The following is a 21496-nucleotide window of genomic DNA, read 5'->3' on the forward strand; positions in this document are numbered from 1 at the left end:
TAAAATATATAGATAACTATAGAGGTGGTTTGTTTAATGAGATTTGGAATAATTGGGACTAATTTTATATCCAATAATTTTATGGATGCAGCAAAGCATATAAAGGACTTTGAATTAATTGCTGTTTGTTCAGGAAAAGAAGAAAATGCAAAAAAATTTGCTCAAAAATATGGAGCAAAAAAGGTATTTACTTCTTGGGAGGAAATGGCTCGCTCAGGTATGATAGATGCAGTTTATATAGCTACACCTAACTATCTTCATTGTAAGCAAACATTGGAATTTTTAGATAATGATATTCATGTATTATGTGAAAAACCTATGGCAAGTAATATTCATGAGGTTAAGCTTATGATAAATAAAGCTATTGAAAAAGGTGTTGTTCTTATGGAAGCTATGAAACCAACATTGATGCCTAATTTTATTGCTGTAAAAGAAAATCTAAATAATATTGGAAAAATAAGACGTGCAATTTTTAACTATGGTAAGTATTCTTCTAGATATGATGCTTATAGAGAAGGAATAATATTAAATGCTTTTAAGCCAGAGATGTCTAATGGTTCAATTATGGATATTGGGGTGTATAGTATATTTAATGCTGTAACTTTATTTGGTATGCCTAAAAAGGTATATGGTAATGCAATTATGTTAGAAAGTGGAGTAGACGGAATTGGAAGCGTTATTTTATCTTATGATGATAAAGAAGTAATACTTATGCATTCAAAAATTACTGATACAACATTGCCTTCAGAAATACAAGGTGAAGATGGAACTATAGTAATAGATGATATAAATTCACCATCTAAAATAACTTTATATGATAAAAGCAGACATATTATAAATTTAACAAGAAGTCAAATTGGTGATAATATGTTTTATGAAATTGATGAATTTATGAAGGTAGTTAAATTAGGACAACAGCAGTCAAATACAAATACTCATGAGATATCATTGATGGTTCATGAAATAATAACTGAAATTAGAAAACAAATAGGATTAAAATTTGTTGCAGATGAAATAAATATGTAGTAGAGTATCAAATTTTTGATGCTCTTTTTTATTAAATTTATTAGAAGATATTTTTAAGATTTTATGTGATATTAAAAGAGTAATTTATATGGTATAAATTACTCTTTTATCAATTTAAACCTATATTTTTAATTAGTATAACGTTTAAATAAAGAAAATTTTATTATTTTAATAAAAATATGGAATAAAACAATAATTATTTGTGTATACATAAAAACATTTAATAAAAAATTTAAGGAGGTGAAAAAGTGGCTAAGTACATTTTAAAGAGAATAGCTACAAGCATTATAACTTTATGGGCTGTTATAACAATTACTTTTTTTATGCTTAGGTTATTACCTGGGGGGCCTTTTACTGGTGAAAGGAATATACCAGAAGCTATTATGCAAAATTTAGAAGTAAAATATGGATTAGACAAACCACTTTTTGAACAATATGGGCTATATTTAAAAAATTTACTTCAAGGAGATTTGGGAGAAAGTATGAAATATGCAGGAAAAGAGGTAAGTGAAATAATATCATATTCATTTCCATCATCTGCGAAGCTTGGAGTTGTGGTAATAAGTATAGCGTTGATTTTTGGAATTACTTTAGGAATTATAGCTGCTTTAAAATATAATAGTTGGCCAGATTCTTTATGTATGGTTTTAGCGACTTTAGGGGTGACTATACCTAGTTTTGTTTTAGCAACTGTATTAATGTATATATTTGGTGTTAAATATAAACTATTACCTGTAACCGGACTTAATACCCCTGTAAGTTATATATTGCCTGCACTAGCTTTAGGAGGTTATTCTATAGCTTTTATATCTAGATTAACTAGGTCGAAACTTTTGGAAACATTAAATTCTGATTATATAAGGACAGCTAGGGCAAAAGGTGTTAGTGGATTTAAAGTTATAGTTAAACATGCTTTGAGAAACACACTTATTCCTATAATAACATATCTTGGACCATTAATTGCAGGAATACTTACTGGTAGTTTTGTAGTTGAAAAAATATTTGCAATACCAGGGCTTGGACGTGAGTTTGTTAATACTATAAGCAATAGAGATTATACAGTTATAATGGGGGTTACAGTTTTTTATAGCTCAATATTAATTATTTGCAATCTTTTAGTTGATTTGTTGTATGGAATTATAGATCCAAGGATAAAGTTAGATGATATTAAACAATAAGGGGGAAAATTATGGAGTTAGATGGTAGTAATAATTTAAAAGAGCAATCAGATTTTTCATTTGTAGAAAACAATCTAAAGCATACAGAAGATATAACAAGACCTAGTATTCCTTCTTGGAAAGAAGCTTTAAGTAAATTAATTAGTAATAAATTAGCTGTTATGGGATTTTTATTTATAGTTTTGATGGGCTTTTTGGCTATATTTGTTCCTATATTTTCACAATATGGATATGCAGAAAATAATTTGTCAATAACTAATGAAGCTCCGTCGTTAATCCATTGGTTTGGTACAGATCAATTAGGAAGAGATATTTTTGTAAGGGTTATGTATGGAGCGAGGTATTCTTTAATTATAGGTTTTGTAGCTTCCTTTTTAAATCTTTTCATTGGTATTATCTATGGAGGAATTGCAGGATTTGTTGGTGGAAAGCTAGATAATATAATGATGAGGATTGTAGATATTATAAATTCAATTCCAATGACTATTTATGTAATACTTTTAATGGTTATGTTTGAGAAAGGTGGGCTTTTTAATATAATAATAGCTTTGTCAGTTTCATATTGGATAAGTATGGCTAGAATTGTTAGGGGTGAAATATTGCAACTTAAACAACAGGAATTTGTTTTAGCAGCAAAAACTTTAGGGGCATCAGGAAAAAGAATATTATTTAAGCATTTAATACCCAACTGTTTAGGTTCAATAATAGTAACACTAACTCTTCAAATACCAACTGCTATATTTACAGAAGCTTTTTTAAGTTTTATAGGTCTTGGAATAGCACCACCTGCAGCATCATGGGGGACACTTGCAAATGATGCACTTCAAAGTTTAAGACTTTATCCATATCAATTATTGTTCCCAACTTTAGCAATATGCTTAACAATATTATCATTTAACTTACTTGGAGATGGTTTAAGAGATGCATTAGATCCTAAGGTTAAGAAATAAAGGGGGGAGCTTATGGAGAATTTATTAGATGTTAGGGGGCTAAAAACTTCATTTAATACTAAATTTGGAGAAGTACAAGCAGTTAGAGGAGTGTCTTTTCAGTTAACTAAAGGTGAAGTTGTTGGCGTAGTTGGAGAGTCAGGTTGTGGAAAGAGCATAACAATGATGTCTATCATGAGGTTGTTAGATAAAAATGGAACTATAAAGGATGGAAGAATATTTTTTGAAGGAAAAGATATAAGTAAAATTACAGAAAAAGAGATGTCAAAAATTCGAGGAAATGATATAGCAATGATATTCCAAGATCCTATGACCTCTTTAAATCCGCTTATTACAATAGGTAATCAAATAATAGAGCCTTTAATAATACATGAAAAATTATCAAAAAAAGAAGCGTTTAAAAAAGGGGTAGAACTTTTAAGGCTTGTTAATATTCCAAATCCAGAGAAGAGAATGAAGCAATATCCTCATGAATTTTCTGGAGGAATGAGGCAAAGAGCTATGATTGCTATGGCTCTTAGTTGTAATCCTAAACTAATAATTGCGGATGAACCAACAACGGCACTAGATGTGACTATACAGGCACAAATACTTGAAATAATGAAAAATATAAAAAATAAGCTAGGAACATCAATAATTTTTATTACGCATGATTTAGGTGTTGTAGCTGATATTTGTGACAGAGTAAATGTTATGTATGGTGGGATTATTATAGAAAAAGGGGGGATAAATGATATATTTGATAATCCAAAGCATCCATATACTTGGGGATTGTTAGATAGTGTTCCTAGTGTACAAAAGGAAAGAAAAAGACTTAAACCAATAGAGGGACAGCCACCTGACCTTTTAAAACCGCCTAAAGGATGTCCTTTTTATGCAAGATGTAAGTTTGCTATGAATATATGCAGAGAAAAAATGCCTGAATTTTATGAGGTTTCTAAAAAACATAAGGTTTCTTGTTGGCTAAGTGATGAGAAAGCGCCAAAAGTTATAAGAGCAAGGTCTAGGGAGGTGGGTTTATAAAATGGAAAAATTAATTGAAATAAAAAATTTATCAAAGTATTTTAATACTAGTAAATCCATATTTTCAAAAAATAAAGGAATATTAAAAGCGGTTGATAATGTTTCTTTTGATATTAAAAAAGGTGAAACTTTAGGTCTTGTTGGAGAATCTGGGTGTGGAAAGAGTACTTTAGGGAGAACAATATTAAAACTTTATGAACCAACTAGTGGACAAATTGTTTATAAGGGGCAAGATATAAGTTCTATGAAGGGAAAAAATATTGTGAAATATAGAAAGCATATGCAAATGATATTTCAAGATCCGTATGCTTCTTTAAATCCTAGATTTACGGTAAAGGATATTATAGGTGAAGCAATAGATATTCATAGATTAGCAACAGGAAAAGATAAAACTGAGCTTATTAAGCATTATTTAAATAAAGTTGGATTAAACTCAAGTCATATCAGTAGATATCCTCATGAGTTTTCAGGTGGACAGAGGCAAAGAATAGGAATTGCAAGAGCTTTAGCTGTTAATCCAGAATTTATAGTTTGTGATGAACCAATATCGGCACTAGATGTTTCAATTCAAGCTCAGGTTATAAATATGTTGGAGGATTTACAGGAGGAGCTAGGATTAACATACTTATTTATAGCCCATGATTTATCCATGGTAAAACATATATCTACTAGAATTGGAATAATGTATTTAGGTAAGTTAGTAGAAATATCAACTAGTAATGAAGTGTATTATAATCCTGTACATCCGTATACAAAAGCTCTTTTATCAGCCATACCTGTGCCAGATCCTAAAATTGCAAAGACAAAGCAAAGAATTATTTTAGAGGGGGATATTCAATCACCAATAGATCCACCAAAGGGATGTAGATTTTGTTCAAGGTGTAAATATTCAAAACCTATATGCAAGGAAGAGGAGCCAAAACTTAAAGAGGTTTTTAAAGATCATTTTGTAGCATGTCATATTTCATAAAAAATTATACTATTTAAGGGGGAATTTATTTGAGTAAAATTAGATTAAAAAAGATTTTAGCTATGACACTTTTAACAGCACTTGTAGGGAGTACATTTTTAGGATGTGGAAGTACTGAGAACACTGTATCATCAGGAAATGTTGAACAAAAAATAGTATATAATATAGATGCAAATCCTAAAACAATAGATCCTCAACTAAACTCAGCAGTTGATGGCTCAAAGGTTATACGCAATACGTTTGAAGGATTAATGAGAGAAATAGAAAATGGGGAAGTAGAAAATGGTATAGCAGAAGGGTATGAGGTGTCAGAAGATGGTTTAGTTTATACATTTCATATAAGGGATAATGCTAAATGGTCAGATGGGGAAGACGTTACAGCTAAAGATTTTGAATATGCTTGGAAGAGAGCATTAAATCCAAATACAGCAGCAGAATATGCTTATCAATTATTTTATATAAAAAATGGTGAGGCGTACAATAAAGGAGAAGCTTCAGCAGATGATGTAGGAATTAAGGTTGTAGACAATAAGACTATAGAAGTAACTTTAGAGAGTGCGGTGCCATATTTCGTATCACTATTGGCAATGCCAGTATATTATCCAGTAAGGCAAGACATAATAGAAGAAAATGGAGATAAATGGGCACTTAGTCCAGAAACTTATGTATCAAATGGGCCTTTTAAAATGACTGAGTGGAGTGAAAAGGAAAGTATGACTTTCATAAAGAATGAAAATTATTGGGATGCAGATAATGTGAAATTAGAAACTTTAGTTTTTAGACTTATAGATGATCAAACTACTACTCTTTCAGCTTTTAAGAATGGTGAATTAGATATTATGGAACAACCACCAACTACTGAAATACAATCATTAATAGATGAAGGGGTAGCTAAAGTATATCCTTATCTTGGAACTTATTTTTATATGGTAAATGTATCTGGTAAAGGTTTGTCTTCAGAAGCAGTGGATGCTCTTCAAGATGTAAGGGTTAGAAAGGCTTTATCGCTTGCAATAGATAGAAATTTAATTACTGAAAAAGTTTCTATGGGAGGAGAAATTCCTGCAACTAGTTATGTTCCAGAAGGCGTTAAAGATACACAAGGAAATACATTTCATAAAGATTATTCTAGTGTAACAACTAATATAGAAGAGGCTAAGAAGCTTTTAGAGGAAGCTGGATATCCAAATGGTCAAGGTTTCCCAACTATTACATTCACTTATAATACAGCTTCAAACAATCAAATGATAGCACAAGCTATTCAAGATATGTGGAAAACTAATTTAGGAATAAATGTAGAACTTAAAAATGAAGAATGGGCAGTATTCCAAACAACTAGAAATAATTTTCAATATGAAGTTTGTAGACATGGTTGGATTGGAGATTATAATGATCCTATGACATTTTTAGATATGTGGGTAACAGCAAGTGGTCAAAATAATGCGGGATATTCAAATGAAGAATATGACTCTTTAATAGCTCAAGCTAAGTCAGAACAAGATGGAGAAAAGAGAACAGAGCTTTTAAGAAAAGCAGAAGATATACTTATGGATGATATGGCAATAATTCCAATATATTATTATACAAATATAGTTTGTGCTAATGATAATGTAAAGGGATATGTAAAATCACCTTTAGGTAGTATGTTGTTTAGACAGGCTTATGTTGAATAGAGGTTATAAAATTAATAATAATTAAATATTGAAATAGATTATAGTAAAGTACTAAGATTTAATCATTAAATCTTAGTACTTTATATTTTTATAGAGATATAAATTTTGATATGAGTATTTATAAAAATAGAGGAAATTTATTGTAGTTAGTGGTATTTAGTAAATATTTGAGTTATAAATTATTCAGAGAGGATAAAGAGAATTTTTATATTCTTACAGAGGTTTATGAAAAATAAATTTAAAGCAATGAAATTAAATAAAAAATTTATAATGAAAATAATAATATTTTTAATACTAAGTTTAATAGTTTTTTTAGGATATATTCTTATAAAAAATTTATGTAATAACAATAGTTATAAAAAGATATATGATGTTAGTATTAATAAAAAAGAACTTAATATAATAAAGGAAAACTTAAATATACAGGAAATAGATTATAAATGGAATGGAGTATTAATTAGTGGAAATAATCCTAAAAAGATAGTAATCCATCATGCTGCGGCGGAAAATTTGTCACCACAAGAAGTTCATGAAATGCATGTAAGCAAGGGATGGACAGGTATAGGATATCATTTTTATATAAGGAGTGATGGTACTATCTTTAAAGGAAGGAATGAGAATAAAATAGGTTCTCATGTATATGGAAATAATACGGATACATTAGGTATATGTCTTGAAGGAAATTTTGAGGAAAAGGGAGTGCCTAGGGAGCAGTTAGAGTCTTTAGTGAATTTAGCAACATATCTAACTTTAAAATATGATATATCAGATATTGTACGACATAATGATTTAGGGGTAACAGAGTGTCCGGGAAAACTATTTCCTTTTGAAAGTATAAAAAATTCTATTATAGAGAAAATAAAGAATATAAATTAAAAACCATGAGCATATGCTTACACATATTCATAAATATAACCATAATTATAGTTTATGTAAAAAACAACGAGAAAATCAACTTGTTGTTTTTTTATTTTATATATAGAAATTTATTGTGTTTTTTTATATTATATGAAATAAAAAATTTAAAATAATTATATAAATATTTAAAATATTAGTATAATACTTATAATTTATATACACTAACAATGAATTATGTAGTATAGTTTTATTGTAGAGAGTATCAATTTTAGTACTAGATTTATATGATAAGGAGGTGAACTGTTGCTAATAAACTTTGAATTTAGATATTTGTTAGTGTTTAATTAAAATTTATAGTTTACTAGCAATAGATAAAATGAGGATACTATATTATGATTGTTTTTCAGGAATAAGTGGAGATATGAATTTAGGAGCTTTAGTTGATTTAGGGGTTCCTGGAGATTATTTATTAAAAGAGTTAAAAAAATTAAATGTTAGTAATGAATATAATATTCATATAGAGAAAGGGACAAAACAAGGTATTACAGGAACAAGTGTAAAAGTTTATGATATGAATGAATTACATGGACATGAACATAATCATGAGCATAACCATGACGAACATAATCATGAACATAGTCATGGAAGTAGGAATTATAATGATATAAAAGAATTAATAAGTAATTCAGAAATAAATTCAAATGTGAAAAAAATATCATTAAAAATTTTTGATGAAGTTGCAAAGGCAGAAGCTAAAGTACATAATAAAACTATAGAAGAAGTTCATTTTCATGAAGTTGGAGCTATTGATTCGATAGTAGACATAGTAGGGGCTGCTATTTGTATAGATTATTTGAATATAGATAAAATAATATCTTCACCGGTTGAGGTTGGATATGGAACACTTAAATGTGCTCATGGAATATTACCAGTTCCAGCACCAGCAACAGCAGAAATATTAAAGGATATGCCTGTTATTTCAAAGAATGTTCCTTTTGAAGCAACAACACCCACAGGAGCTGCCATAATAAAGGCGATGGCAAGGGAAATAACTTATGAAAAAAACTTTATGATTAAAAAAATAGGTTATGGATTAGGTGAAAAGGAAGGTAAAAAAGCTCCTAATGTGTTAAGAGCATTTTTAGGTGAATCTGATGATAATACAAGTAAAGAATATATGGTGGAATGTAATATAGATGACATGAGAGGCGAAGAATTTCAACTTTTAATGGAAAGACTTTTAGAAGAAGGTGCATTAGATGTTTTCTATACATCAATACATATGAAAAAAGATAGACCAGCAACTAAAATATCTGTTTTGTGTGCTTTTGATGTTCTAGAAAATATTAAGAAAACTATATTTTTAAATTCATCAACAATTGGTGTTAGATATTATGAGATAAGTAGAGAAAAATTAGAGAGAAGAGAAGAAATAGTTATTTGTAAATATGGAGATGTTCCAGTTAAAATATCATATTTAAATGGCGAGGAAATAAGAGTTAAACCAGAATATGATATATGTAAATACATAGCTAAAGAAAGAGGAATTGAAATAAATAAAGTATATAATGAAATAATGTATGAATATACAAAATCTAAAAAAATAATTCTAAGTAGGTGATTCTTATGGATAAATTAGAAAGTTTAAAAGATTATATAAAAGAATTAGGTAAAGTTGCAATAGCATTTTCAGGTGGTGTAGATAGTACCTTTTTACTTAAAGTATGTGGTGACGTTTTAGGAGAAAATGCTGTTGCTATAACTATAGTTTCTCCATATATACCAAGATGGGAGATAGAAGAAGCAAAAGAACTTACTGGAAAGCTTAATTTAAATCATCAATTTATAGAAGTTTCTATTCCAGAAAACATTAAATATAATCCAGAAGATAGATGTTATTTATGTAAAAAACAAATTTTTACTTTGTTAAAAGATAAGGCTAAAAGTTTAGGGATAGATTATATTATAGATGGAACAAATTTAGATGATACAAAGGATTATAGACCAGGGATGAAAGCTTTGAAGGAGCTTGAGGTAAAAAGTCCTTTGCTAGATCTTGAATTTACTAAAAAGGATATAAGAGGATATTCTAAAGAGTTGAATCTTGAAACATGGTCAAAACCAGCCTATGCATGTCTTTTAACTAGACTTCAAGTTGGAGAAGAAATAACAGAAGAAAAGTTAAGAAAGATAGAGAAGTCAGAGCGTTATTTATTTTCTTTAGGCTTAACTGGTATAAGAGTTAGAAATCATGGAGATTTAGCAAGGATAGAAGTTCAACCACAGGATAGAGAAAAATTATTTAATGTTGATATAATGAATAAGATATCAGAAAAATTAAAAGAGTTTGGATTTAAATATGTAACGTTAGATATGAGTGGATATAAAATGGGAAGCTTAAATAAAGAAAAATAATGATTTGAAAGGAAGATTTTTATGGATAAAGCTCATTTAAAGAAACTTTTAGAACTTGTAAAAAGTGATACTATATCTATAGATGAGGGAATTGAACAATTAGCAGAGTTACCATTTACAGATTTGGGATATGCAAAAATAGATAATCATAGAACATTGAGAGTTGGATATCCTGAAGTTATTTATTGTGCTGGAAAAACAATAGAACAAGTAGTTGGTATAGTTAAAAACATGTCTTTAGGAAATAATAATATATTAGGTACTAGAGCTTCTAAAGAAATGTATGATGAAGTTTTAAAAATATGTCCTGATGCTAAATATAATGAGTTAGCAAAAACTATAACAGTTGAAAGACAAAAAATAGAAAAAACAGAGAGTTATATAGCAATAGTTACAGCAGGAACATCAGATATTCCAATAGCTGAAGAGGCTGCAATAACTGCTGAAATATTTGGAAATAATGTAAAGAGAATATATGATGTAGGTGTTGCTGGAATACATAGATTATTTAATCGAGTCGATGTTATAAGAGGTGCAAAAGTAGTAATTGTAATAGCTGGAATGGAGGGTGCATTAGCTAGCGTAGTTGGTGGATTAGTTGATAAACCTGTAATAGCTGTTCCAACTAGTATAGGATATGGTGCAAACTTTAATGGACTTTCAGCGCTTTTAACAATGTTAAACAGTTGTGCAAGTGGTGTTAGCGTTGTAAATATAGATAATGGTTTCGGTGCTGGATATAATGCAAGTATGATAAATAAATTGTAGTACTAATGAAAAATTATAAAAAATAGAATAAGAAACTCATAAAATTAAAACAGTTGTTTAAACGAGTCGATAAAGTTTTAACAATTGTTTTAATTTATGATGGTTTAATCTAAGTTTAATATTTTCAGCAAAGATTAATTTTCTTCTGAAAATATTACTTTAACTCCTTTTTCTTCAAGTTTTTTAACTTCACTTTCATCTGCGTTTTTATCTGTAATAACATAATTGACATTATCAATACTACCGCTAGAAAAATTATGATGGATTCCAATTTTTGAACTATCGGCTAATACGAATGTTGGTCCATTACAATTTTCAAGCATTTTCATGTTAATGGTCGTTTCTTGAAATACTGAAGTGCTTATTCCACAATGAGAAGCTATACCGCTAACCCCAATAAAACATTTAGTTGCAGTAATTGTTGAAATTATCTGTGTAGCTATATCTCCTATCATTGATTGCTTTCTTCCGTATACTTCACCTCCCGTAAGTATTACTTCTATTTTAGGAGAAAGATTCATACCTAAAACTTTTCCATTATTAGTGATGACAACAATTCTTTTATCACCAATATATTGTAAAATTTTTATAGCTGTTGAACTTGAATTTATAAAAATGATATCATTATTTTCTATAAATTCAGCTGCTTTTTTAGCAATTGATGACTTTAAAATTTCATTTTTATTTGTAGCATTGTCACAAAATTTCTTATTTAAAATATTTTGCGAAACTTGTGCTCCGCCATGATTTCTAATAATAAGACCTTTTTCTTCGAGAATTTGAAAATCTCTTCTTATAGTTACATTAGAAGTATTTAGAAATTTAGCTAATTCTTCTGTTTTAGCGAAATTATTTTCTTCTAAATATTTTAATATAGCTTCTTGTCTTTTTAAAATAAAGTTTTTTGTATTTTTCATTATAATCTCCTTGAGTTTAAAATACTCTATTTATTCGCATTAATTATTATAAACAATAATTATATATAGTATAAGTATAACATAAAAATCAATAAAATATTAATAAAATAATTTAAAACAAACATAAAAAATAAAAAACGAATATAAAAAAGATTTTATTTATAAAAATATAATTTTTTTGATTAAATCACTTGAAAAGAAAACGATTTTAATTTATAATTAAATCAATAAATAACTTAAATAAAACAAAAAAAGTTCAAAAAGAACATAAAATGAAAATATGGAGGGGAATTATGAATAAAGTGAGTGAAATAACAAGAGAATCTTGGATTTTAAATACGTTTCCAGAGTGGGGAACATGGTTAAATGAAGAAATAGAAAACGAAATAGTTAAACCGGGAACATTTTCTATGTGGTGGCTTGGCTGTACAGGAATTTGGTTAAAATCAGAGGGGAATACAAATATATGCATAGACTTTTGGTGTGGAAGTGGTAAAAAAACCAAAAAAAATCCATACATAAATCCACAACATCAAATGGCAAGAATGTGTGGAGGAAAAAAATTACAACCTAATTTAAGAGTTGCTCCATTTGTATTGGATCCTTTTGCAATAAAAGAAGTTGATGCTATAATATCTACACATGATCATAATGATCATATAGATGTAAATGTAGCAGCAGCAGTTCTTAAAAATTGTTCTAATAATGTTCCATTTATTGGACCACAAGCTTGTGTAGATAAATGGATTGAATGGGGAGTGCCAAAGGGAAGATGTGTAGTGGTTAAACCAGGTGATGTAATAAAGATTAAAGATATTGAAATACATGTATTAGAATCTTTTGATAGAACTGCATTAATTACGGCTCCACCAGATGGTGATTTGAGAGGTAAAATGCCAGTTGATATGGATTATAAGGCAGTTAATTATTTGATTAAAACTCCTGCTGGTAATTTATATCATAGTGGAGATTCACATTATTCAAATTATTATGCTAAACATGGAAATGATTACAAAATTGATGTAGCATTAGGCTCATATGGAGAAAATCCAAGGGGTATCACGGATAAAATGACTTCTGTTGATATTTTAAGAATGGCTGAAGCATTAAAAGCACAAGTGATTATACCGTTCCATCATGATATATGGTCAAACTTTCAAGCAGATACTAATGAAATACTAGCATTGTACGATATGAAAAAGTACAGATTGCAATATAAATTTAAACCATTTATATGGCAAGTTGGAGGAAAGTTTACATTCCCAAGTGACAAAGATAACAGAGAATATCATTATCCAAGAGGATTTGATGATTGTTTTGAAGTAGATATTAATTTACCATATAAATCATTTTTATAAGATTTATAAAGAGCTAGGAGGAAAAGTTTATGTTAAAAGAGATAATTGAAAAAAAAAGATATTCTTTTCATCAAGGCTTTGATAATTGGGAGGATGCAGTGAAAGCTGCATGTACTCCCTTAGTATTACAAAAAGCCATTGAAGAAGAATATTCTGATTTAATAATACAAAGTATAAAAAAGCATGGTCCATATATAGTAATTGCACCTAAAATTGCTATACCTCATGCACAAGAAGGAAAAGCGGTTAATGAAACATCTATATGCTTTATGAAAACGAATACTCCTGTTAGTTTTGGAGATAGTGAAGAATATGATGCTCAGTTATTTTTTGTATTAGCGTCAGTAGATAATGAAGTTCATCTTAAAAATCTTACGAAGATGGTAGAGTTGATATCTGATGAAGAGGTAGTAGATAAGCTTTTAAATGCAAAGTCTGTGGAGGATTTAAAGAAACTAATTTAAAGAATAGTATTTTATTATTTTTTATATTTATAAGAAGTGGTAAAATATACGAAAAGGATGATAAGTTTTATGGGTTACATTAATTACACTTGGCAATTTTTTCAAAATAATATATTAGATAGTGCGCCATTTCTTGTTGGACTTATAGTATTTATAGGCTACTTAATACTTAAAAAGCCTATTTATGATGCTATATCAGGGTTAATAAAGGCAATTGTAGGGTATCTAATTTTTAGCGTTGCAGTAAACGGTTTTTTTAACAATTTTACTCCAATTCTTTTAGGTCTTAAAGATACGTTTCATTTGCAAATGGCTGTTATGGATCCATATTTTGGTCAAATTGCAGCCCAGGAAGCTATAACTAAAGCTGGAAGATCCTTTTCTATGATGATAATTGTTTTGGTTATAGGATTTGCATTTAATTTACTTCTTGTATTATTAAAAAAATATACAAAAGTGAGGACTGTATTTATTACAGGACAGGTAATGGTACAACAATCATCAATAGCTTTATGGTTAATATTTTTCTGTTTCCCTAGTTTAAACAATATAGTGGTAGCACTTATTTTAGGTTTACTTTTGGGAACTTATTGGGCAGTATTTTCTAATCTTACAGTAGAACCTTGTCAAGAGCTTACTCAAGGTGGAGGTTTTGCGTTTGGTCATCAACAAATGTTAGGAGTTTGGATTACAGATAAAATTTCAGGTTTGTTTGGTAAATGTGAAAATGATGCAAAGGATATTGGAGATATAAAGTTTCCTAAATTTTTATCTTTGTTTAATGATAACGTTGTCGCAACTAGCATAATAGTTACAATTTTCTTTGGAATTATAATGTTATTAATTGGACCTAATATGATGCATAAACTCGATCCGAATTTTAGAAATAATACAAATTTTGTATTTTACATAATAAAAAAATCATTAACTTTTACAGTGTATTTAAGTATATTACAACTTGGACTTAGGATGTTTATTTCAGAGTTTGTGGAAATATTCCAAGCTATATCAGATAAACTTTTCTCAGGTTCAGCAGTCACAGCAGTTGACTGTGCAACAATATTTGGGTTTGGTCATCCAAATTTATTGACAATAGGTTTTTTATTCGGGGTGATTGGACAAGTTATTGCAATAATAGGTCTTGTGATTTTCAAAAGTCCAGTAATTGCAATTTCAGGATTTATACCTTTGTTTTTTGATAACGCTACATTTGCGGTGTTTGCATATAAGAAAGGTGGTTTAAAAGCCTCAATGATAATACCTTTATTGTCAGGATTTATTCAAATAGCTTGTGGTGCTTTTGCAGCATATTATTTTGGATTGGCTCATTTTGGAGGGTATAGTGGAAACTTTGATTGGGTTACATTATGGCCAGTTATAGGATTTTTGATGAATAAATTGCAATATGTTGGAGTAGTTATAGCTCTCATAGTTATGCTTTTAATTCCTCAAATTCAATATTTTAAAAATAGAAAAGGTTATTTTAAAATTGTTGAAGATTATGAGGGATATTTAGAAGATAAAGAAAACAATAAACAAAATAGCATATAATTATAAATTTTATATAGAAAAATAATATTAAATAAAGTTGATTTTAGGAGGAGATATTTATGTTAAAAGTAATAGCAGCATGTGGAAATGGAATGGGATCAAGTCAAATTATAAAGATGAAAATAGAGAAGATTTTTAAAAAATTAAATGTTCCAGTATCAATCACTCATACAAGTATAGGAGTGGCAAAGACACAAGCATCAACTTATGATGTGGTATTTTGTTCAGAAGCATTAAAAGATAATTTTGCTAATGCACAAAAATCAGGAACTATAATTATAGGACTTAAAAATATATTATCAGAAAAAGAAATTGAAGAAAAAATACTTGAAAACGTAGTGAATAAATAATTTATCTTAGGTATAGATAGTAAATGTTAATTTAAAGTGAGGAGTGTTTTTAATGAAGTTTGAAAGAAAATTTTTGACTGATTTACATAGATGTTATGCAACTAGTAGTGTAACTATAAATGGAGAGGAAAAGATACTTGTAGCAACTGAAGGTGAAGGTTCATGTTTTATGTATGATTCTAAAACATTTGAACAATCAACTGTATGGGATGGGCCTGGAGGAACTATGTCAATAGTTCCAATTCCAAAAAGAGAGGGAGAATTTTTAGCTGTGCAAAATTTTTTCCCAACATTTCAAGCAGAAGAATCTCAAATAGTATGGGGAAAATATATTGATGGTAAATGGGAAATTAAAGTTTTATTTAAATTACCATATTTACATCGTTTTGATATATTAGATGCAGATGGAAAACTGTATTTTATAGGAGCTATTTTGTGTAATAGTAAGAAATTTAAAGATGATTGGAGTGACCCAGGAAAAATTTGTGTAAGTGAAATTCCAAATGATTTAACTAAACCTTTTGAATTTAAGGTTATTAAAGAAGGGTTAACTAAAAATCATGGATATTGTAGAGCAAAATATAATGGCAAGGTGGTCTCTTATGTGACATCACAAGAGGGTGTATTTAGAGTGATTCCTCCTTATGAAAATAATGATTGGAGAGTTGAAAAAGTAATAGATAGACCAACAAGTGATGTTGCTGTTATAGATATTGACGAAGATGGAGAAGATGAGTTAGTAACTATAGAAGAATTTCATGGAAAACATTTTAGAATTAATAAAAAGTGTGGAAAAGAATATAAAATAATTTATGAATATGAGAAAAAGATGGATTTTGGTCATGTAGTGTGGGGAGGAAAACTTAGAGGAATTCCTACAATAATTGGTGGATATAGGAGAGAAGATAAAGATTTATTTTATATACAATGTGTAGATAAAGAAAAATTGATATTTGATACAAAAGTTATAGAGTCAGGAGTAGGTCCAAGCAATGTGCATGTTATAAATGAAAAAGATAGAGATATTATAATATCAGCAAATAGAGAAGTTGGACAAGCGGTTTTATATATTGTTACAGAGTAAATTTTAAATAATATGCTACTAATAATTATGTATATTTAGTTTATACTAAATATACAAGCATATTATTAATTATTATTTTAAGGAGGCATTAGTTATGGTAAATTTCATGCATTCTTTTTTTACTAATATAACGGCTCCAGCATTTTTACCTGTTATTATATTTATAATATGTAAAGTGCTAAAAATGAAAACTAAAAAAGCATTTTTATCAGGTTTATACGCTGGTATTGGTTTAGAGGGCTTTATGTTATTAATAAATGCCTTTACTCCGATAGTAAGTCCAATAGTAAAACAAATGGTAGATAGCACAGGAATACATTTACCAATAATAGACTTAGGTTGGCAAACAGCGTCAGTATTTGCCTACTCAAGTGAAATTGGCTTAGCATTCTTTGCTTTTGCAATACTATTTCAAGTGTTTTTATTTTTTATAAAATGGACTGATATATTTCTACCATCAGATTTATGGTTGAACTATACATATATGATTTGGGGTGCAATGTTGTATGTTGCAACTGGAAATTGGATATTATCATTTGGTCTTATGGTTATGTTAAACCTTTTTAGCATACTTATATTTGAAGTTATATCAAATAGATGGTCAAAGTATTATAAATATCCTAATTGCACTATTGTATCAATGCATAACACCGAGGCTAGTTTATTTTTAATATTAATTGATCCACTACTTAACTTTTTTAAACTTAATAAAGTTAAAATAAATCCTAAGAGATTAAGAGAGAAATTAGGAGTATTTGGTGAACCAGCTACATTAGGATTGCTTGTAGGTTTGTTTATAGGTTTCTTAGGAAATATGGATAGGCTTAATAGTTTAGTGGCATGGGGACAAATAACTAAATTAGGAATAGTTTTAGCAGCACTTATGCTTATATTTCCTAAAATTGCAGGTATATTTGGACAAGCATTTAAGCCTATGGCTGAGGCTGCAAATAAAAGTATACTTGGTGGAAATACAGAAGAGGGAAACAACAATGATAAAACTACTGTTAAAAATGTTAAAAAGTGGTTTATTGGTGTAGATGATTCTACAGGATATGGTGAACCAGCTACATTATTAACAGGAACTATCCTAATACCTATTATGTTGTGTATGGCTTTGATTTTACCAGGTAATGAAACACTACCTATGGTTGACTTGATATCGTTACCATTTATGATTGAATCAATAATAGCTCTTACAAATGGAAACATGATAAAAGTAATAATAACAGCTACAATGTGGTATTCAGCTGGTTTATATATGTGTACATGGACTGCACCGTATTATACACATGCAGCAGAAGTAGCAGGAATAGCTTTAACATCAGGTGCACTTATGATAACAAGTTTTAATATGATGGCACAGCCAATAGCAGGAGCAATATTCTTTGCATTTTTAACACAAAATCCTATATGGATAGGCGTTGTAATAGTAGTTTACTTTATATGTTTTATTATAGTAAAAACAAAGAAAGCTAAAATACATGAATATATAGAAAGACAGGCGGCTAAAAATGATAGAGCTAGTGCTGATGAAGAGTGGGCAAGTTGATGTATTTTTATATTAAAAAGGAGAGTTGAATTATGTTAGAGGAATTAAAAAAGCAAGTATTTGAAGCAAATCTTTTATTACCTAAAAATAATTTAGTTGTATTAACTTGGGGAAATGTATCAGGTATAGATGAAAGTAGAAAATATATGGTTATAAAGCCATCAGGTGTGAATTATGATGAAATGAAAATTGATGATATGGTAGTAGTTAGTTTAGAAACAGGAAAAGTAGTAGAGGGAAACCTTAATCCATCTTCAGATACAGCTACGCACATTGAATTATACAATAAATTTAAGGATATAAAGGGTGTTGTCCATACTCATTCGAGATATGCAACAATTTGGGCACAGGCAGGAAAAGATATACCCCCTCTTGGTACAACACATGCAGATTATTTTTATGGAAATATACCATGTACTAGAGAAATGACTGAGAAAGAGATAAAAGGGGATTATGAGCTTGAAACAGGTAAAGTTATAGTTGAAACATTTAAAGATAAAAATCCATTATATGTTCCAGGGGTATTAGTTCATTCTCATGGCCCTTTTACTTGGGGTAAAAGTCCATATGATGCAGTATATAATGCAATAGTATTAGAGGAGGTTGCTAATATGGCAATGCATACTAAACTTCTTAGTGAAAAGGATTTTAAAACTATGAGTAGTGTGTTAGAAGAAAAACACTTTTTAAGAAAGCATGGAAAGAATGCATATTATGGACAAAAAAATAGGAGATAAATTATGAAAAAGTATAGTTTAGGATTATATGAAAAAGCAATGAAATCAGATATTACATGGGAAGAAAAATTAAGTTGTGCTAAAGAAAATGGGTTTGATTTTGTTGAAATTAGTATAGATGAAACAAATGAAAAATTAAGAAGGCTTGATTGGACACAAGATGAACGTATGAAATTTTTAGAAACTCAATTTAAGGTGGGCATTAGAGTAAGTTCTATGTGTTTAAGTGCTCATAGAAAATACCCTATGGGTAGCTTAGATGAAGAAGTGAGAAAAAGGTCAATGGAGATAATGGAAAAAGCAATAATGCTTGCAAAAGATATAGGTGTGAGGGTAATTCAATTAGCTGGTTATGACGTTTATTATGAAGAACATAATGAAGAAACAGAAAAATTATTTTTAGAGAATTTAAGAAAAAGTGTAGAAATAGCGTCAAAAAATGGTGTGATTTTAGGATTTGAAACAATGGAAACTCCTTTTATGGATACTGTAGAAAAAGCTATGAAGTATGTAAATATTATAAATTCTCCATATTTAAAGGTTTATCCTGATATAGGGAATTTAACTAATGCATCTAAAATATATAAGAAGAGTATTGTGTATGACTTAAAAAGTGGAGAGGGTTCGCTATTTGCTTGTCATTTGAAAGATACGGTTGAAGGAAAATATAGAGATATAAGATTTGGATATGGGAGCGTAGAGTTTGAAAAAGTTATACGAGAAGTATGGAAGTTAGGTGTTAGAAGATTTACTGGAGAGTTTTGGTATCATGGTGAGGAGAATTGGCAAGATAATATTAAAGAAGCTAATAAATTTTTAAGAGAGATAATAGATAATGTAGGAGGAGCACATGAATAGTATAGAAAGTTTAAAAGAGATATCAAGAGTAATAAGAAAAGATATTGTAGAGATGTTGACAGAATCAGCATCAGGACATCCAGGTGGATCATTATCAATAGCAGATATAATGGCAACATTATATTTTAAGGAAATGAATATAGATGTTAAAAATCCAAAGGATGAAAATAGAGATAGATTTGTTTTATCAAAAGGGCATGCAGCACCAGCTCTATACAGTGCTTTAGCAAGAAAGGGATTTTTTGATGCTAAAGAATTAAAAACTTTAAGAAAAATAGGTTCAAAGCTTCAAGGACATCCAAACATGAATGATTTACCAGGGATAGATATGTCAACAGGTTCATTAGGTCAAGGGATATCAGCAGCAGTTGGAATGGCATTAGCAGGAAAGCTTGATAATAAATCTTATAGAACATTTGCAGTTTTAGGAGATGGAGAGCTTGAAGAAGGACAAGTGTGGGAAGCAGCAATGGCAGCAGCTCATTATAAATTAGATAATTTAACAATATTCGTAGATTCAAATGGGTTACAAATAGATGGAGATGTTACAAATGTAATGAATCCAAGACCAATAGATAAAAAATTTGAGGCTTTTGGATGGAATATTCTTATAATAGATGGACATAACTATGAGGAAATAATAGATGCTATAGAAAAAGCAAGAAATACTAAAAATATGCCAACTTGTATAATTGCAAATACTATAAAAGGAAAAGGTGTTTCATTTATGGAAAATGAAGCAGCATGGCATGGAACTGCTCCAAGTAAAGAACAATGTGCAAAGGCACTTAAAGAGTTAGGAGGACAAGAGTAATGGCAAATAAAATAGCAACAAGAGAAGCTTACGGAAAAACTTTAGCAAAATTAGCTGAAGAAGTTGAAAATATAGTAGTATTAGACGCAGATCTTTCAAAGTCTACAAAAACAGCGGATTTTAAAAAGGTAGCAGAGGATAGATTTTTCAATATGGGAATTGCAGAAGGAAATATGATGGGAGTTGCAGCAGGACTTTCAACTTGTGGAAAGATTCCTTTTGTTAGTACTTTTGCTATGTTTGCAGCAGGAAGAGCTTTTGAACAAATAAGAAACTCTATATGTTATCCTAATTTAAATGTAAAGGTATGTGCAACTCATGCAGGACTTACAGTAGGAGAAGATGGTGCATCTCATCAAGCTATTGAAGATTTATCTTTAATGAGAAGTATACCAAACATGACAGTTATATGTCCATCAGATGCAATTGAAACTGAAGCTGTAATAAGAGCTGTTGCAAAATATAACGGGCCTTGTTATGTAAGACTTGGAAGAGCGGCAGTAAATGTTATAAATGATAGAGATGGATATAGTTTTGAAATTGGAAAAGGTGTTGAACTTGCAGGTGGTAATGATGTAACAATAGTTGCAACAGGGATAATGGTAGATGTTGCTTTAGAGGCTAAAGAAATGTTAGCTAAAGAAGGTATAAATGCTAGAGTTATAAACATACACACTTTAAAACCTATAGATAAAGAAATTATACTAAAAGCTGCTAGAGAAACTGGTGCAATAGTTACAGTTGAGGAGCACAGTATAATAGGAGGATTAGGTTCTGCAGTATCTGAGGTTGTGTGTGAAGAAAGACCTGTTTCAGTTGTAAGAATTGGTGTTAATGATAAGTTTGGTGAAAGTGGTAAACCGGATGAACTTCTAAAAGCTTATGGTTTAACTTCTGAAAATATTGTTTCTGCTTGTAAAAAGGTTATTGGTTAAAGGGATAAGGAGTTG

Annotated in this window: 21 protein-coding genes; 20 read left to right on the top strand and 1 reads right to left on the bottom strand. The window is 29.3% G+C overall.

What is annotated here, in order from left to right; translation table 11 throughout:
- Positions 1 to 36 precede the first annotated feature (36 nt).
- The 10 genes from HH195_RS01520 (at position 37) to larB (ending at position 10861) form a co-directional block, all read left to right on the top strand.
- Complete coding sequence (locus HH195_RS01520; RefSeq protein WP_055260146.1) at positions 37 to 1026, top strand: Gfo/Idh/MocA family protein; 990 nt, start codon at positions 37 to 39, stop codon at positions 1024 to 1026.
- Positions 1027 to 1274: 248 nt separating this feature from the next.
- On the top strand, positions 1275 to 2204 hold the full coding sequence (locus HH195_RS01525) for an ABC transporter permease (protein WP_196371319.1): 930 nt from the start codon (positions 1275 to 1277) through the stop codon (positions 2202 to 2204).
- Between the two features lie 11 nt (positions 2205 to 2215).
- A complete protein-coding gene (locus HH195_RS01530) occupies positions 2216 to 3154 on the top strand; it encodes an ABC transporter permease (RefSeq protein WP_196371320.1) in 939 nt (312 codons plus the stop codon).
- 12 nt (positions 3155 to 3166) lie between these two features.
- Positions 3167 to 4177, top strand: coding sequence for an ABC transporter ATP-binding protein (locus HH195_RS01535; RefSeq protein WP_196371321.1), 1011 nt, complete (start codon positions 3167 to 3169; stop codon positions 4175 to 4177).
- A 1-nt stretch (position 4178) separates the two neighbouring features.
- Positions 4179 to 5147, top strand: a complete 969-nt coding sequence (locus tag HH195_RS01540) for an ABC transporter ATP-binding protein (RefSeq protein ID WP_196371322.1) — start codon at positions 4179 to 4181, stop codon at positions 5145 to 5147.
- A gap of 29 nt (positions 5148 to 5176) precedes the next feature.
- Positions 5177 to 6820, top strand: coding sequence for a peptide ABC transporter substrate-binding protein (locus tag HH195_RS01545; RefSeq protein ID WP_070101211.1), 1644 nt, complete (start codon positions 5177 to 5179; stop codon positions 6818 to 6820).
- Between the two features lie 225 nt (positions 6821 to 7045).
- Positions 7046 to 7696: a peptidoglycan recognition protein family protein gene (locus HH195_RS01550; protein WP_058994134.1), complete on the top strand. Its 651-nt coding sequence runs from the start codon at positions 7046 to 7048 to the stop codon at positions 7694 to 7696.
- A gap of 358 nt (positions 7697 to 8054) precedes the next feature.
- Positions 8055 to 9299, top strand: coding sequence for a nickel pincer cofactor biosynthesis protein LarC (gene larC, locus HH195_RS01555; RefSeq protein ID WP_196371323.1), 1245 nt, complete (start codon positions 8055 to 8057; stop codon positions 9297 to 9299).
- Positions 9296 to 10093: an ATP-dependent sacrificial sulfur transferase LarE gene (larE, locus tag HH195_RS01560; RefSeq protein WP_371811665.1), complete on the top strand. Its 798-nt coding sequence runs from the start codon at positions 9296 to 9298 to the stop codon at positions 10091 to 10093. Before larC ends, larE begins: the two co-directional genes overlap by 4 nt.
- A 21-nt stretch (positions 10094 to 10114) precedes the next feature.
- The gene (gene larB / locus HH195_RS01565; protein ID WP_058994140.1) at positions 10115 to 10861 is read left to right on the top strand and encodes a nickel pincer cofactor biosynthesis protein LarB; all 747 of its coding nucleotides are present in this window, start codon (positions 10115 to 10117) and stop codon (positions 10859 to 10861) included.
- A 134-nt stretch (positions 10862 to 10995) separates the two neighbouring features.
- Here the strand turns inward: larB and HH195_RS01570 are convergent, their stop codons facing one another.
- On the bottom strand, positions 10996 to 11778 hold the full coding sequence (locus HH195_RS01570) for a DeoR/GlpR family DNA-binding transcription regulator (protein WP_196371325.1): 783 nt from the start codon (positions 11776 to 11778) through the stop codon (positions 10996 to 10998).
- Positions 11779 to 12071: 293 nt separating this feature from the next.
- On the opposite strand from HH195_RS01570, the gene ulaG reads away from it, so the two are divergent.
- From ulaG to HH195_RS01620, 10 genes are all read left to right on the top strand, one after another.
- Positions 12072 to 13136 carry an L-ascorbate 6-phosphate lactonase gene (gene ulaG, locus HH195_RS01575; RefSeq protein ID WP_196371326.1) on the top strand — a complete coding sequence of 355 codons (1065 nt, stop codon included), beginning with the start codon at positions 12072 to 12074 and terminating at the stop codon, positions 13134 to 13136.
- 29 nt (positions 13137 to 13165) lie between these two features.
- Positions 13166 to 13600: a PTS sugar transporter subunit IIA gene (locus HH195_RS01580; protein WP_058994145.1), complete on the top strand. Its 435-nt coding sequence runs from the start codon at positions 13166 to 13168 to the stop codon at positions 13598 to 13600.
- Between the two features lie 69 nt (positions 13601 to 13669).
- Positions 13670 to 15151, top strand: coding sequence for a PTS sugar transporter subunit IIC (locus tag HH195_RS01585; RefSeq protein WP_196371327.1), 1482 nt, complete (start codon positions 13670 to 13672; stop codon positions 15149 to 15151).
- Positions 15152 to 15210: 59 nt separating this feature from the next.
- Positions 15211 to 15501 (top strand): PTS sugar transporter subunit IIB, encoded by a 291-nt coding sequence (locus tag HH195_RS01590; RefSeq protein ID WP_055260159.1) that lies wholly within the window; start codon positions 15211 to 15213, stop codon positions 15499 to 15501.
- A gap of 52 nt (positions 15502 to 15553) precedes the next feature.
- On the top strand, positions 15554 to 16585 hold the full coding sequence (locus HH195_RS01595; protein ID WP_196371328.1) for a hypothetical protein: 1032 nt from the start codon (positions 15554 to 15556) through the stop codon (positions 16583 to 16585).
- Between the two features lie 94 nt (positions 16586 to 16679).
- Entirely contained in the window at positions 16680 to 18137 is a 1458-nt protein-coding gene (locus HH195_RS01600) for a PTS galactitol transporter subunit IIC (RefSeq protein WP_196371329.1), read from the top strand.
- Between the two features lie 32 nt (positions 18138 to 18169).
- Entirely contained in the window at positions 18170 to 18874 is a 705-nt protein-coding gene (araD, locus tag HH195_RS01605; RefSeq protein WP_055260162.1) for an L-ribulose-5-phosphate 4-epimerase, read from the top strand.
- 3 nt (positions 18875 to 18877) lie between these two features.
- Positions 18878 to 19732 (top strand): L-ribulose-5-phosphate 3-epimerase, encoded by an 855-nt coding sequence (locus HH195_RS01610; protein ID WP_196371330.1) that lies wholly within the window; start codon positions 18878 to 18880, stop codon positions 19730 to 19732.
- Positions 19725 to 20546, top strand: coding sequence for a transketolase (locus HH195_RS01615; protein WP_196371331.1), 822 nt, complete (start codon positions 19725 to 19727; stop codon positions 20544 to 20546). The genes HH195_RS01610 and HH195_RS01615 overlap by 8 nt, the downstream gene beginning before the upstream one ends.
- Positions 20546 to 21481: a transketolase family protein gene (locus HH195_RS01620; RefSeq protein WP_196371332.1), complete on the top strand. Its 936-nt coding sequence runs from the start codon at positions 20546 to 20548 to the stop codon at positions 21479 to 21481. Before HH195_RS01615 ends, HH195_RS01620 begins: the two co-directional genes overlap by 1 nt.
- Positions 21482 to 21496: the final 15 nt, after the last annotated feature.

The organism is Candidatus Sarcina troglodytae (assembly GCF_015708635.1).
Taxonomy (GTDB): domain Bacteria; phylum Bacillota; class Clostridia; order Clostridiales; family Clostridiaceae; genus Sarcina; species Sarcina ventriculi.

What these genes read in the sequence shown, in the direction of transcription:
- HH195_RS01590 (WP_055260159.1), top strand. Translation starts at nt 15,211, where the DNA reads ATGTTAAAAGTAATAGCAGCATGTGGAAATGGAATGGGATCAAGTCAA.
- HH195_RS01550 (WP_058994134.1), top strand. Translation starts at nt 7,046, where the DNA reads ATGAAAAATAAATTTAAAGCAATGAAATTAAATAAAAAATTTATAATG.
- HH195_RS01520 (WP_055260146.1), top strand. Translation starts at nt 37, where the DNA reads ATGAGATTTGGAATAATTGGGACTAATTTTATATCCAATAATTTTATG.
- HH195_RS01620 (WP_196371332.1), top strand. Translation starts at nt 20,546, where the DNA reads ATGGCAAATAAAATAGCAACAAGAGAAGCTTACGGAAAAACTTTAGCA.
- larB (WP_058994140.1), top strand. Translation starts at nt 10,115, where the DNA reads ATGGATAAAGCTCATTTAAAGAAACTTTTAGAACTTGTAAAAAGTGAT.
- HH195_RS01580 (WP_058994145.1), top strand. Translation starts at nt 13,166, where the DNA reads ATGTTAAAAGAGATAATTGAAAAAAAAAGATATTCTTTTCATCAAGGC.
- HH195_RS01530 (WP_196371320.1), top strand. Translation starts at nt 2,216, where the DNA reads ATGGAGTTAGATGGTAGTAATAATTTAAAAGAGCAATCAGATTTTTCA.
- HH195_RS01540 (WP_196371322.1), top strand. Translation starts at nt 4,179, where the DNA reads ATGGAAAAATTAATTGAAATAAAAAATTTATCAAAGTATTTTAATACT.
- larC (WP_196371323.1), top strand. Translation starts at nt 8,055, where the DNA reads ATGAGGATACTATATTATGATTGTTTTTCAGGAATAAGTGGAGATATG.
- HH195_RS01585 (WP_196371327.1), top strand. Translation starts at nt 13,670, where the DNA reads ATGGGTTACATTAATTACACTTGGCAATTTTTTCAAAATAATATATTA.
- HH195_RS01595 (WP_196371328.1), top strand. Translation starts at nt 15,554, where the DNA reads ATGAAGTTTGAAAGAAAATTTTTGACTGATTTACATAGATGTTATGCA.
- HH195_RS01615 (WP_196371331.1), top strand. Translation starts at nt 19,725, where the DNA reads ATGAATAGTATAGAAAGTTTAAAAGAGATATCAAGAGTAATAAGAAAA.
- ulaG (WP_196371326.1), top strand. Translation starts at nt 12,072, where the DNA reads ATGAATAAAGTGAGTGAAATAACAAGAGAATCTTGGATTTTAAATACG.
- HH195_RS01610 (WP_196371330.1), top strand. Translation starts at nt 18,878, where the DNA reads ATGAAAAAGTATAGTTTAGGATTATATGAAAAAGCAATGAAATCAGAT.
- HH195_RS01570 (WP_196371325.1), bottom strand. Translation starts at nt 11,778, where the DNA reads ATGAAAAATACAAAAAACTTTATTTTAAAAAGACAAGAAGCTATATTA.
- HH195_RS01600 (WP_196371329.1), top strand. Translation starts at nt 16,680, where the DNA reads ATGGTAAATTTCATGCATTCTTTTTTTACTAATATAACGGCTCCAGCA.
- araD (WP_055260162.1), top strand. Translation starts at nt 18,170, where the DNA reads ATGTTAGAGGAATTAAAAAAGCAAGTATTTGAAGCAAATCTTTTATTA.
- HH195_RS01535 (WP_196371321.1), top strand. Translation starts at nt 3,167, where the DNA reads ATGGAGAATTTATTAGATGTTAGGGGGCTAAAAACTTCATTTAATACT.